At 59.4% G+C, this 12,992-nt stretch carries 12 protein-coding genes and 1 pseudogene; 12 read left to right on the top strand and 1 reads right to left on the bottom strand.

Annotated elements, in window-relative coordinates; genetic code table 11:
- The first annotated feature begins 440 nt into the window (after nt 1–440).
- The 9 genes from ACVWZ1_RS07160 (at nt 441) to ACVWZ1_RS07120 (ending at nt 7,428) form a co-directional block, all read left to right on the top strand.
- Entirely contained in the window at nt 441–959 is a 519-nt protein-coding gene (locus tag ACVWZ1_RS07160) for a phycocyanin subunit beta (RefSeq protein ID WP_011432573.1), read from the top strand.
- A gap of 140 nt (nt 960–1,099) precedes the next feature.
- Nucleotides 1,100–1,588 carry a globin family protein gene (locus tag ACVWZ1_RS07155; protein ID WP_011432574.1) on the top strand — a complete coding sequence of 163 codons (489 nt, stop codon included), beginning with the start codon at nt 1,100–1,102 and terminating at the stop codon, nt 1,586–1,588.
- A gap of 320 nt (nt 1,589–1,908) precedes the next feature.
- A complete protein-coding gene (locus ACVWZ1_RS07150) occupies nt 1,909–2,178 on the top strand; it encodes a phycobilisome linker polypeptide (RefSeq protein WP_414349914.1) in 270 nt (89 codons plus the stop codon).
- Nucleotides 2,179–2,251: 73 nt separating this feature from the next.
- The gene (locus tag ACVWZ1_RS07145) at nt 2,252–3,022 is read left to right on the top strand and encodes a HEAT repeat domain-containing protein (protein WP_457467280.1); all 771 of its coding nucleotides are present in this window, start codon (nt 2,252–2,254) and stop codon (nt 3,020–3,022) included.
- A 75-nt stretch (nt 3,023–3,097) separates the two neighbouring features.
- On the top strand, nt 3,098–3,739 hold the full coding sequence (locus ACVWZ1_RS07140) for a HEAT repeat domain-containing protein (protein WP_457502958.1): 642 nt from the start codon (nt 3,098–3,100) through the stop codon (nt 3,737–3,739).
- Between the two features lie 57 nt (nt 3,740–3,796).
- Nucleotides 3,797–4,522, top strand: coding sequence for a phycobilisome rod-core linker polypeptide (locus tag ACVWZ1_RS07135; protein ID WP_414408339.1), 726 nt, complete (start codon nt 3,797–3,799; stop codon nt 4,520–4,522).
- 142 nt (nt 4,523–4,664) lie between these two features.
- Nucleotides 4,665–4,976, top strand: a complete 312-nt coding sequence (locus ACVWZ1_RS07130; protein ID WP_414329408.1) for a DUF6825 family protein — start codon at nt 4,665–4,667, stop codon at nt 4,974–4,976.
- On the top strand, nt 4,973–6,709 hold the full coding sequence (locus tag ACVWZ1_RS07125) for an ABC1 kinase family protein (protein ID WP_457502957.1): 1,737 nt from the start codon (nt 4,973–4,975) through the stop codon (nt 6,707–6,709). The genes ACVWZ1_RS07130 and ACVWZ1_RS07125 overlap by 4 nt, the downstream gene beginning before the upstream one ends.
- Nucleotides 6,709–7,428, top strand: coding sequence for a PP2C family protein-serine/threonine phosphatase (locus tag ACVWZ1_RS07120; RefSeq protein WP_414406386.1), 720 nt, complete (start codon nt 6,709–6,711; stop codon nt 7,426–7,428). Before ACVWZ1_RS07125 ends, ACVWZ1_RS07120 begins: the two co-directional genes overlap by 1 nt.
- A gap of 11 nt (nt 7,429–7,439) precedes the next feature.
- Here ACVWZ1_RS07120 and ACVWZ1_RS07115 read toward each other — a convergent pair whose 3' ends face one another.
- A complete protein-coding gene (locus ACVWZ1_RS07115; protein ID WP_457502956.1) occupies nt 7,440–8,357 on the bottom strand; it encodes a histone deacetylase family protein in 918 nt (305 codons plus the stop codon).
- A 131-nt stretch (nt 8,358–8,488) separates the two neighbouring features.
- Here ACVWZ1_RS07115 and ACVWZ1_RS07110 point away from each other — a divergent pair, with 131 nt between their 5' ends.
- The 3 genes and pseudogenes from ACVWZ1_RS07110 to ACVWZ1_RS07100 form a co-directional block, all read left to right on the top strand.
- Nucleotides 8,489–10,396 carry a serine/threonine-protein kinase gene (locus ACVWZ1_RS07110; RefSeq protein ID WP_457502955.1) on the top strand — a complete coding sequence of 636 codons (1,908 nt, stop codon included), beginning with the start codon at nt 8,489–8,491 and terminating at the stop codon, nt 10,394–10,396.
- A gap of 3 nt (nt 10,397–10,399) precedes the next feature.
- Nucleotides 10,400–12,733: a transglycosylase domain-containing protein gene (locus ACVWZ1_RS07105; protein ID WP_457502954.1), complete on the top strand. Its 2,334-nt coding sequence runs from the start codon at nt 10,400–10,402 to the stop codon at nt 12,731–12,733.
- 80 nt (nt 12,734–12,813) lie between these two features.
- Nucleotides 12,814–12,992, top strand: a pseudogene (locus ACVWZ1_RS07100) (transposase); the annotation flags it as partial.

The following is a 12,992-nucleotide window of genomic DNA, read 5'->3' as shown; positions in this document are numbered from 1 at the left end:
AATCCCCCGGCTTTAGCCGTGGGGAGAACGTCAGTTCTGTTCAGGAGGGCGCCAACTCAGGTTGCTTCCATCTCAAAACAAATGTTTACATTCCGTAAGCCAGCCTGTAGACCCATTTCCCCCCTGCTGCGCCCCACAGTCGGGGGATCCCAGGCTAAGCAGACATTTTGGTATCGATGGGTTTGTAAATCTTCACAAAACACTCATCCCTCCCGCGATATAAAATTAGGCTGGATGCTCGGCTGTCTGAAAGTCGCAGAGGTTCTTGACCTATCTAAAAATTGGGGGGTTCGGTGGGGGTAGTTTTGAGCAGCCTGCTGCCACGGAATCCCCAGTTTTTGGAGGTCAAAGAGGATCCCGCAAAAAAGCTTGGGATTTGGCTTTTGGGAGGTTCAGCCAGTCGCTCATCGCTTTTTGGAAAGACCAGAAGGAGATCCATCATGCAAGACGCCTTTACCCGGGTGATCGCTCAGGCAGATGCACGCGGTGCCTTTTTAAGTGACCAAGACTTTGACCGTCTGGCGGCTTTGGTGGCAGAGGGCAACAAGCGCCTGGATGCCGTCAACCGCATGACCAGCAACGCCGCCCAAATCGTAACCAACGCAGCTCGGTCTTTGTTTGCTCAAGAGCCGGATCTGATCGCTCCCGGTGGCAATGCCTACACCAACCGTCGCATGGCCGCCTGCCTACGGGACATGGAGATCATCTTGCGCTACATCACCTATGCCACTTTGGCCGGGGATAGCTCTGTGCTGGAAGATCGCTGCCTAAACGGCCTGCGGGAAACCTACATTGCTCTGGGGGTGCCCACCACTTCTGTGGCCAACGGCATTGCTGCCATGAAGAAAGAAGCCCTGGCCAAAATCATGGATCCGAAAGGCATCACCCCTGGCGACTGCTCTGCGCTGCAAAGCGAAGTGGCCAGCTACTTCGATAAGGCTGCTGCCGCCATCGTTTGAGCTTTGGGTCGAAGCTGGCTTAGTCGTCCCTTTTTAGATCGGTTAGATCCCTTCATTTCTGATAGGCAGGTGGAGATCCAGTCCGCCTTTCCTACAGAATGTTCGTTAACAACACAATTGATGAATTTAGGAGTTGCAAGGTGAAAACCGTCATCACTGAAGCGATTGCTGCCGCTGACAATCAAGGGCGTTTTCTGAATGCCAGCGAGCTGCAGGCCGTGAATGGTCGTTACCAGCGTGCTGCTGCTTCTCTGGAAGCGGCCCGTGTCCTAACCAACAATCAGCAAACCCTGGTGCGGGAAGCGGTGCAGGAAGTGTTCAAGAGGTTCCCTTACTTGACCCAGCCGGGTGAAATGGGCCACGGCGATGTGTTTCAGGCCAAGTGTGCCCGCGACATCGGCTACTACCTCCGCTTCATCACCTATTCCCTGGTTGCGGGTGGCACCGGCCCCCTCGATGAATACTTGGTAGCCGGGCTGCGGGAAGTGAACCGCTCCTTTAACCTCTCTCCGAGCTGGTACATCGTGGCTCTGCAGTACATGAAGAGCCGCGCTCTGGGCATGCTGAGCGGCCAAGCGGCCAACGAAGCTGCCATCTACTTCGATTACGCCATCAACGCCCTCAGCTAAGGGATCCCAGGGCAAAGATCCCCGCTTGTTGGGAGGGGACGATCTCTTTCTTCGTCTTCCAAGTGTGTATCTCTCCAGAGCAGGCGGCGGCTCCAGAGAGGTCTATTCCACCTGTTTCTAGGTTGGCTTAGCGCCTCGGCTCCCTTTGAGCCAGTTGGGTTAGTCGCCTGCTCTCTAGTCTGGGGGAGTTAACCTCTGGGTTCTAGACATTGCCTGGTGGCAACGCGGCTGGCCCGCGAAAGTAGCCGGTACAGCTTGTCCGGCGCTTGGTTGCCCCTGACAGTCCTCTAAACGAAATCTGATAATAATTGGGGAAAGCGATGTTCGGTCAAAGCACCACCAGCCCTGAAGCTCTGACAGAAGCCGGCAGCCGGGTTTACCGAGTTGAGTACACCGGCCTGCTCAACCCTCCCGATGCTCTGGCCACCTCTGCCAAAGTTCGCCGCAGCACCCTGAGCGCCACCGTCCCCTACAGTCGGTTGTCTGCCGAGATGCAGCGCATTCTGCGGATGGGTGGCAAAATCGTGCAGGTCACTGCCTTGTCGGGAGCCAATGCCTCTCCTGCTCAGGACAACGGTGCTGCTGAGTAAGGGATGCTCGACGGCTAACTGAAGTTACCGGCAAGGTTGCCCAGGTGTCATGAACAGCTCTGCAACGGTTCGTATGGCATCCAACACGGCGGTGCTGCCACAGCAGCTTAGCTGGGAGCAGGCGATAGCCCGGCTGCAAGGGGATGACTTGCAAGATCGCTACTATGCCGCCTGGTACTTGGGCACAGTTCGGGATCCACGTGGGGTAGAGCCACTGCTTTTGGCGTTGCAGGATGAACGGGATCGCACCGCCTTGGGGGGCTATCCTCTGCGCCGCAATGCTGCCAAGGCCCTGGGGCAAATCGGGGACGTGCGGGCCGTGCCCGGTTTGATCGAGGCCCTCACCTGTACTGACTTCCACGTGCGGGAAGAGGCTGCCTATGCCTTGGCTCAATTGGGGGACAAGCGAGCAGTGGATCCCTTGCTGGCACTGTTGCAGTCTCGCGAACAGGATCAGCCCTGGGAAGCCCTTATCGAGGCACTGGGCCAGCTTCAGGCCACCGAGGCTGAGGCAGCAATCCGACCCTTTTTGAGCCATCCCTCCGAACGGGTGCGTTCGGCAGCGGCTTGGGTGCTCTACCGCTTTACGCAAGCCGAGGAGCTGACCCAAATCCTAGTGGCGCTCCTGGCCCACTCCAACTCCAGCTTGCGACAGGCCGCTTTGTTCGACCTGGCCGAATCGGGATGGGTGGCGGGGGCACCGCTGTTGGCAACAGCCGACGTAGCGCTCAACCTGCGCATCAATGCTCTGAAGCGGCTGTTCGATGTGGCGCTTCAGTTGGGGCGGGTACCGCCGGCTCAGGTGGCGGCAGCGATCCTTCCGCAACTGGAGAGGCTCTTTTAGGATTTTGGGGCGCTCAGTGCCTTTGATTTAGATCATTTCAGATGCTTCAACTGTACCTTTGACTACTCGTTGCTTATGTCCTCCACCTCGGCTGCTCAAGCGCTTCCCACTGCTGTGGCTCAACTGGCGGCAGAGTTGGAGCAGGCCACGTCGCCTGAGGACTTGCTGCGGGTGGTGAGGGCGCTGGGGGCTCTGGGCCAAGTGGAAGGGATCCCCATCTTAATTCGCGCCTTTGGGTTTAATCGCCCTGCAGTTGGGGAGGCTGCTCTGGAGGAGGTGCTGCGCTTTGGGGAGGCGGCGGTGCAGCCCTTGCTGAGCCATATTGACGGTTTCGATTACGGGGCGCGGGCCTATTCGGTGCGGGCTTTGGCTCGCATTGGCCATGGGGATGCCTACCCCCTTTTGGCAGAAGCCATTGTGGCAGACTTTGCCCCCAGTGTACGGCGGGCGGCGACCCGTGGGCTAGGACGAGTGGCGGCCAAGCGGCCCTTGCTCGATCAAGAGCGAGCCTTGCAACTGTTGCGGCAATGTCTTGCCGATGCCGATTGGGGAGTCCGCTACGCCGCCGTTGGATCCCTGACGGACTTGGCTCGCCAGGGTGAACAGTCCCTGCGACCCTCAGCCGAGGCTGCGCTCCAGATGGCCTTGGAAGATGCGGATCCTCTGATCCCTCTCCGCGTCCAGATGAGCCGGCAGGAGTTGGCTGCCGAGCCTTAGCTTCTCTGCTCTAGTGTGTCTTTCTCGGTTTTTCTCGTTTTTTCAGGAGCACCACCTATGTCTCTTCCGTTGCTTGCCGATCGCCCCACCACCCAAAATGAGCGGGTGCCTCGCTACTTTGTGCCCAGCGACGAAACCCCGCCGGTCTACCGTCCTGACGACCCGACAGGAATTGACAACATCATTCGCGCCGCCTATCGCCAGATCTTCAGCGAGCATCTGATGCTGGAGAGTTATCGGCAAAAAGCTCTGGAGTCCCAATTGCGCAACGGGGCAATCTCGGTCAAAGAGTTTGTGCGCGGCCTGGGCAAGTCGGAGGTGTACCGGGATCTGGTCATGGTTCCCAACGACAACTACCGCTTCATCGAGGTCACCTTCCAGCGCTTTTTGGGTCGGCCCACCTACAGCCAACAGGAGCGCATCAAGTACTCCATCATCGTTGCCACCAAGGGGCTAGATGGCTTCATCGACGCTGTGGTGGATAGCGAAGAGTACAATGCCGCCTTTGGGGACGATGTGGTGCCCTACCAGCGCCGTCGCCTGTCGGAAAAGCCCGCCAACCTGGTAACCCCCCGCTATGGAGCTCGTTGGCGCGATGTCTCCGGCGTGAAGCGCTCGACGCGGGAAGTGGTGCGCACCTATCGTCTCACCCGTCCTCCCAAAGCCGGGGATCCAGAAAACTTCCTCAACATGGCCCGCATGCTCAATCCCAAGCCGGCTGCACGGCAAAACATCAGCGTCTTCGATCTGAAGATCCCGGACATGACCACCAGCCGCCGCTAGGACTGGGCAAGCTTCCGGGGACAACCCTTTGCGGGCTCTGCCGGGCCGATCGATCCGAGGCTGTTCGGATGGGTCGGCCTGCCGCTGTGCCTGGGGCAAGATTCGTTATAATCCTGGTGATGCTTCTTAACACTTGGGTCGCATGAAGAATCCGGTTGTGCGGGCTTTTTTTGTCGGCAAGGCTGTGGCGGATGTCCTACGGGAGCGTTTGGAAAGCGCCCTCACCGATATTGCCGGAGAAGTGGGCAAGGTGTGGGCCGAGCTGCAGGAGGGCTGGCAAACCTTTGCCCAGGATGTCATGACCCGAGCTGAGGCAGAAGCATCCGTGGCCGCCCAGGAAAGGGTGCCGCCTCCTTTCCAGACAGAAGATTTGCAGGCAACTCTGGACGACTTGCGGGCGGAAGTGGCGCAGCTGCGCTCCGAGTTGCAGAAGTACCGGAGTCGAAACGCTTGAACGCGAGCCTTTTGGGATCCCGGACTTCTTTGGGATCACAACCCGTCAAGCCCTATACCGCCTACCGTTGGGCCCGGGAGAACTACACTCGCCGAGGCCGCCTGTTGGACATTTGGCGATTTGTGCTCACCTGGCTGTTTTACCTTTGGCTGGATCAGCAGGCTTGGAGCTATGGGGGGCAACCCACGCCTGAGCGAAAGGCCAAGCGCCGCCGTGCCAGAGCCGTTTGGATCCGCGAGACGCTGCTCAACTTGGGCCCTACTTTTATTAAAGTGGGGCAGTTTTTCTCCACCCGCGCCGATCTCTTCCCCCCGGAATATGTCGAGGAGCTCTCCAAGCTGCAGGATCGGGTGCCTGCTTTCAGCTACGAACAGGTGGCGGCAATCGTGCAGCAGGAACTGGGCAGGCCGATCACCCAAATCTACAGCTATTTTGATCCCACCCCTTTGGCCGCTGCCAGCTTAGGGCAGGTGCATCGCGCCAAGCTGAAAACCGGGGAAGAGGTGGTGGTGAAGGTGCAGCGTCCGGGGCTGACCCGCTTGTTCACCATCGATCTGGAGATCTGCCGCGGGATCGCCGAGTTCTTTCAGTATCGCACCCCTTGGGGTGGGCCAAGCCGGGACTGGATCGGCATCTATGAAGAGTGTCGGCGCACCCTCTGGGAAGAGGTGAATTACCTCAATGAGGGCCGCAATGCCGATACCTTCCGCCGCAACTTTCGGGATATGCCGCAAATTGCCGTCCCCAAAGTGTATTGGCGTTACACCTCTCCTCGCCTGTTGACGTTGGAATACCTGCCGGGGATCAAAATCAGCGATTACGAAGCCCTGAGCGCGGCGGGGCTGGATCGCAAGGTTTTGGCTCGTCTGGGGGCAGAGGCTTATCTGCGGCAACTGCTCAAGGATGGCTTTTTTCACGCCGATCCCCACCCTGGCAACATTGCCGTGAAGCCCGATGGCACGCTGATCTTCTACGACTTCGGCATGATGGGCCGCCTGCCCTCCGATGTGAAAGAAAAGCTGATGGGCACGCTGGCAGGTGTGGTCTCCAAAAATGCCGATCAGGTGGTGGCCTCGCTGGTGGAACTGGGGGTGCTGGTGCCCACCGCCGATCTGGCTCCCGTGCGCCGCTCGGTGCAGTACATGCTGGATCACTTTATGGACAAACCCTTTTCCGGCAACTCAGGAGAAATCTCGGTGGCGGCCATCAGCGAAGACCTCTACGAGCTGGCCTACGATCAGCCGTTTCGCTTTCCGGCTACCTTCACCTTTGTGATGCGGGCCCTGACCACGTTGGAGGGGCTGGGGAAGGGGCTGGATCCGGAGTTCGACTTTATGGAAGTGGCCAAACCCTTTGCGGAGGAGCTGATGAGTTTGAACGGAAGCGAGACCGAGACCCTCTTGGCCCAGGTTGGCCGTCAAGCGGCTGAGTTCACCAGCAGCAGTCTCAGTTTGCCCCGCCGGATCGAATTGACCTTGAGCAAGTTGGAACAAGGGGAGCTGCGCCTGCGGGTGCGTTCGAGCGAGACGGAGCGCTTGCTGCGCAAGCTGAACAACACCGGGCTGGGAGTCATTTACGGGGTGTTGTTTGCGGCCTTTTTTTTGAGCGCAACTCAGCTCTTTTTGGCCGGACATGCTACCTTAACGGTTATCGCTTTGGTTTTGGCTGCCCTCGCTGCTCTTGCTTTACTCAGAGTACTCTTAAGGTTGAATCGGTCAGAGCGATTGATGTGATGCGACGATATGCCTGCGCTACGGATCCCGGCAAGCTCCGCAGCAGCAATCAGGATGCCTACTACTGCGATCCGGAGGGACGCTACTTTATTGTTGCCGATGGTATGGGAGGACATGCTGCTGGGGCTACAGCCAGCCTGTTGGCCGTCGAGACCATCCGGGAATATCTGGATCGAGGCTGGAAAAACGTGCCGGCGCCCCGGTTGCTCAGCGAAGCCGTAGAAGCGGCCAACAGTGCCATCCTCAAGGATCAGCGGGAAAATCCAGAGCGGGCAGACATGGGCACTACGGTGGTGGTGGCCATGGTGGATCCCAAGGGCAACTGCTGGAGTGCTCACATTGGCGATTCTCGCCTCTATCGCCTACGGGGATCCGAAATGCAGCAAATGACCGAGGATCACACCTTAGTGGCTCGCTCCATTCGACTGGGGGAGCTGACCTATGAGCAGGCCCGGATTCACCCTTGGCGACATATTCTCGAGCGCTGCCTGGGCCGACCCGATGCGGGTCCACCTTCTGTGCAGCCGATTACAGTTTACCCAGGGGATCGCCTGTTGTTGTGTAGCGACGGCCTAACTGAGGAGCTGGACGACGAAGTGATCATCGAGTACTGCCTGCAGGTGGAAGATTTGGAGCAACTTCCCCTAAAGCTCATCGAGGCGGCCAAAGAGCGGGGCGGGCGAGACAACATCACGGTGGTGATTGCCGAATACGCCTAGTTTGCCCCCGGCTAAAGACGGTATTGGCGGTACACTTCGCTGGCAGCCCGGTGCAGCAGGGAGTGGCGATACACGAGGCGGTTGAGGTCTTTGCCGTAGCCGCCGCCGATGACGCAGGCGACAGGATAGCCCTGCTTTAGACAAGTGTTCAGCACTTGCATGTCTCGCCGAAACAGGCCCTGGTCGCTAAGGGCCAGCTTGCCCAGGAGATCTTCCTCGTGGGGATCCACACCGGCATCGTAGAACACCAGATCGGGGCGCACCTGAGCCAACAGATCGGGCAAGTGGTCGGCCAAGGTCTGGAGATAGGCTTCATCTTCCATGCCTACCGGCAGGGCCACGTCCAGGTCGCTCTGCTGCTTGGTGGCGGGGAAATTGGCCTCGCAGTGCACGGAAAAGGTGAACACCCGCGGCTCGGAGCGGAAGATCCAAGCAGTGCCGTCTCCCTGGTGGACATCCAAATCCACGATCAAGAGCCTTTGCACTAGCCCTTGCTGCAGCAAGACTTGGGCGGCAATGGCCAGGTCGTTGAAGATGCAAAACCCAGAGCCGTAGCCGGGAAAGGCATGGTGGGTGCCACCGGCGGTGTTGCAGGCCAAGCCATGGCGCAGGGCCAATTGGGCGGTCAAGACGGTACCCCCCACCGCTCGACAGGTGCGCTGCACCAGCTCTGGGCTCCAGGGCAGGCCGATACGCCGCTGCAATTTGGCTTCCAGGGATCCCTCACAGTAGGCCCTGACGTACTCAGGGGTATGTACCGACTCAATCCAGGCGAGAGGGGGCAGCTCAGGGTGGTGCACTTGCTGGGGGCGGATCACCCCTTCCCGCAGCAGCAGCTCTTGCAAGAGGCGAAATTTCGGCATGGGAAAGCGATGGCCCGGCGGCAGGGGGGCACTGTAGTCGGGGTGGTAAACAATTGGCAAAGACATCAAGGGCAATCGAATTGACGGCGGTGAGCATGGCCTATAACGGCTCCAGTGCTTATGGTAGAGGTAGCCCGCTCCTGCCGGATCCCTTCGCGAGGCTTGCAAACCTGTTCTCTGTACCGCCGCGATTCCCTATGTTTACTGCGTCGGATCCCTTTTTGGGTCGCCTCTTGGCTCAGCGTTATCGACTCGTACATCTGCTGGGACAGGGGGGCATGGGGCGAGTCTATTTGGCTCAAGATTTGCTCTTTGGTGGGGTGGAAGTGGCTGTCAAGCTGCTCTCCCAGCCGGCAATGGATCAGCGCACCCGCCTGCGCTTTGAACGGGAAGCGAAAGCCTGCGCGGCTTTGGGCCAAAAAAGCCTGCACATTGTCAAAGTCAATGACTATGGCCTTACCCCCGATGAGGTGCCTTTCTATGTGATGGAATACCTGAACGGCCAAACCCTCAAGGATATTCTGGCCGCAGGGGCTTTGCCTTTGGAGCGCTTCTTCCGGCTGGCCCGTCAAATCGGCTTGGGGTTGAAAGCAGCCCACGAGGGGATCCTCATGGAAGGGCAACGGGTGCAGGTGATCCACCGCGATTTGAAGCCGGCCAACGTGATTGTAGTGCCTGATAGCAGTTTTGGGGAACTGGCGAAGCTGGTGGATTTCGGCATTGCCAAGCTGCTCAACAGCCATGAATCTTTGAGCTTTACCCATGCCTACCTGGGAACGCTGGCCTATTCTTCCCCGGAACAGCTGGAAGGGTTGCCGCTGGACGCCCGTTCCGACATCTACAGCTTCGGGATCATGCTGTACCAGATGGTGTCTGGCCAGATGCCCCTCAAGCCCACCACCGAATCTTTCCCGGGCTGGTACCAGGCCCACCACAAGCACCGGCCCATCCCTCTAGAAGACTGGGGACTGAAGTTTCCGCTGCCCGCCGGTTTGTCTGACTTGATCCTCGGTTGCCTGGCCAAAGATCCTGCCGCCCGCCCGCAGTCGGTGGCCAATGTGTTGGCGGAGCTGGAGCACATTCAAGCCAGAGCACAGGGATCCCAAAAAGGATCTCCAGAGACCGTTGCCCTTCAATCTCCGCTGATCTCCTCTGGAAGTGTTGCCTCTGGCCCACTTTCTGGAGACCCCACTGCTGTTGCGCCGCCCTTGGCCGCATCAGGTACTCTGCGGCTCAGGCCCTTGACGGCGGCCACGGAGGTCGAGAACGGGGGATCCCTGCTTTGGGTGCGCCTGATTCCCTTTCTGATGGGCGGGCTGCTGGGCTGGGTTTTGGTGAGTTGGCAATGGGGACAGTTGCTGCAGCGCCCCTCGGCCCCCCGTGTTTCCGGGCCAGGATCTCGTCCGGCACTGGAAGATCCCATTGCCCCAGAGAATGCCCATCCTATGCCTGGGGAGCTTGTCCCTGAGCCCCTTGTTTTGGCTTCAGAGCAGAACGGACGGCGGGATCCCGCGCCGGAGCTGGAACCCTACAACAGGAGCGAGCCGGTGTTTCGCGCCTTTCCCCTGGAGACTTCCCGCGAGACGGTACGAGCCAGCCTGGGATCCCCCAACCAGCAGGGGCATGGTGCTTGGCCCAACACCGTGTATGACCTGTATCGCCTTGGCGGGGTGGACTTGGGCCTCACCTACGACGAATCCAGTCTGGCCCTGCGGCAAACCGAAGCCACCGTCACCGATGGCGTACCCACCCCGCAAGTGGAAGGCCTCTTGGAGGATATGCTGCAAGCCCCCTTGCCTGCTCAACTGCAGCGAGAACTGCAGGCTGTGCGCGAGGGACGTTCCGGGCGAGTGCAATTCCGCGTTGGCCCCTGGGCCGGCAGGATCGAACGCAACGCCCAAGGCCATCTTTACATGGCCCTCTGGGATCCCACGCTGCCCAGCGGTGCTCCACCACCTTCCCCCTCCTCTCCCACCCTACCCCCGGCTGCCCCCGTTGCCCGGCCTCCCAAGGCCCGTAACCTCAATTCAGCAGCAGGCGGCCCTCGTCCCGGCCAGACCATGCAGGAGCTGCTGCGCCGTGCGCGCGAATTGCGGGGGAACTGAGCCATGTCTGCTTCTGAAGACAAAAAGCCGCTGTTGAGCACCGTCGCTCGCCTCTTCAAAACTCTGGCGAGGCCTTTCCCTGTCGGGCCTACAGCTCTCCTCAAACCCCCCGAACCTCCTCCCCCCAAGCGCCCGGTGCGCCTGCGGATTACCTGCCCAGGAGAGCCCCCCCAGGTGGTTGCCCTGAAGGGATCCGACATTCTCGGTCGCAGCCAGACAGTGGCCACCATTCGCATCCCTGCCCCCGCGGTGAGCCATCTCCACGCCCACATCCGTCCCCGCCCGGATTGGCGCCTGCCCGGTCTGGGTTGGCGGATCCCGTTGCCCCCTATTCTCTACTGGCTGGGGTGGAATGCCGGTCGCTACCAGCTAGAAGATCAAGACTCGACCAACGGCGTTTTCCGCCTCAAACCCTTCGGTGGTGTCGAGCGGGTGCGCCGGGTGATCTTGCGGCATGGCCAGCAACTGAGCCTTGGCCCGCCTCGGGATCCGGAGAGCGTCTGGATTCAAGTGCTGGATCCACCCCCACCACAGGTGTATGGGGTGCGTGGCTGCCTCATCCTGATGGTAGTCTTGGGGCTGGGGGCAAGGATTTGGATCGGCCATGAGTGGAGCAAGTTCTCAGTGGAGCCACCCCTCTCCGCGGATCGCAACCCCCTGATCGTCCTGGCCGGGGATCAGCAGACGGAGCTGCGCCGCCATCAGGGGGACACCTACCGGGAGCTGCCCAACCTAGAAGCTTTTGGCCCAATTCTGCCCAAGGTGGTGGTCGCCGCCGAAGATCACCGCTTTTACTCCCACTTTGGGGTGGATCTGCTGGGCATTGCCCGCGCCTTTTGGGTGAACCTGCGCTCGGGGGAAGTGCAGCAGGGGGGCAGCTCCATCAGCCAACAACTGGCCCGCACCGTGCTGCGGGACTACACCGGCTCCGGCAACACCTTCGGGCGCAAGCTGCGGGAGGCCGTCGCCGCCCTGAAGCTGGAACAGCGCTACAGCAAAGACGAAATCCTCGCTCTCTACCTCAACAATGTTTACCTGGGCAACGGCATCTACGGCTTTGAGACTGCCGCCCAGTTCTATTTCGGGATCCCAAGCCGCCAGCTCAGCCTTTCCGAAGCTGCGACTCTGGCGGCCATTTTGCCCGCGCCCAATGCCTTTAACCCTGTCGCCAACTATGATGCCGCCGTTCGGGGCCGGGATCGGGTGTTGGATCGCCTGAGCGAGCTGAAAGTCTTCCCCGAAGAGGAGATTCGGCGGGCCCGGCGCAGTCGCCTCACCCTCAACCCCCATTTGCGCTCCCAAACCTCGACAGTTGCTCCCTACTTTTACAGTGCCGTCTTCCAGGAGCTGCGGCAGCTCTTGGGCCAAGACCTCTCGGCAGAGGGCAACTTCATCATCGAAACCACGGTGCATTTGCCCTACCAGCGTTTGGCAGAGCAAGTCCTGGCCCAAACGGTGCGCGAGTCCGGATCCCGCTTGGGCTTCAGCCAAGGCGCTTTGGTCAGTCTCGACAGCCGCAACGGTGAAGTGCTGGCTTTGGTGGGCGGGATCGACTACAACGCCAGCCCCTTCAACCGGGCTACCCAAGCTCAAAGGCAGCCGGGCTCCACCTTCAAAGTGTTCACGTATGCGGCTGCCCTCACCCAGGGGATCCCTCTCTCCCAAGTGTTGTCTTGCGAGCCCCTCACCTGGGGCAACCTCACCTTTCGCGGCTGTCGCTCGGGAGCGGCCTCTATGGATTTGGCCCGCGGCCTGATCCTCTCCGAAAACGTGATTGCCCTGCGGTTGGCCCAACAAGTCGGTCTAGAGCAAGTGGTGGCGATGGCGCGGCAAATGGGCATCCAATCGCCATTGCAACCCTATCCTTCTATGGTGATTGGCACAATGGAGGTGAACTTGCTGGAGTTGACAGCAGCCTTCACTCCTTTTGCCAATCGTGGCCTTTGGTCAAGGCCCCACACCATCCGCCGCATCTTGGATAGCAGCGATTGCGCCAACCCCAACGACTTTCGCACCTGCCGTGAGATTTACCCTGGTCGGGAGGATCCCCGTTCTCAGCGACTTGTCTTACCAGAAACCGTCGCTCAACAGATGACAACCGTACTGCAAGGGGTGATCAGCTCCGGCACCGGTACTACTGCCCGGCTCGGCATTGGAGAAGCCGGTAAAACCGGCACCACCACCGCCAACAAGGATCTGCTCTTTATCGGCTACACGCCCAACCCTCCCCTGGTGACCGGCATTTGGCTGGGCAATGATGACTCTAGCCCAACACGAGGAAGCAGCAGCATAGCCGCTCAAACTTGGGGAAATTACATGAGACAAGTCATTCAATAGTTCGAAAATGGCTAGGTCGTGTTGATCTTATGTTAGGATAGAGAGAATAATTTATAGAGGAAAGAGGATGAAGTTGGTTTTTTTTAGATGAAAACAAATGGCAGAAGATATTGGCTTTTTTACAGACAGAAGAGAGAGTTAACATTGGGAAAGAAGCAAACTGCAAACAGTTTATTGAAGCAGTTCTTTGGATAGCCCGTTCCGGTGCTCCTTGGCGCTACCTCCCAGAAGGATATGGCAAATGGTACACCATCTATCA

The organism is Thermostichus sp. MS-CIW-25 (assembly GCF_054060015.1).
This window is presented reverse-complemented; position numbering and strand designations above follow the sequence as displayed.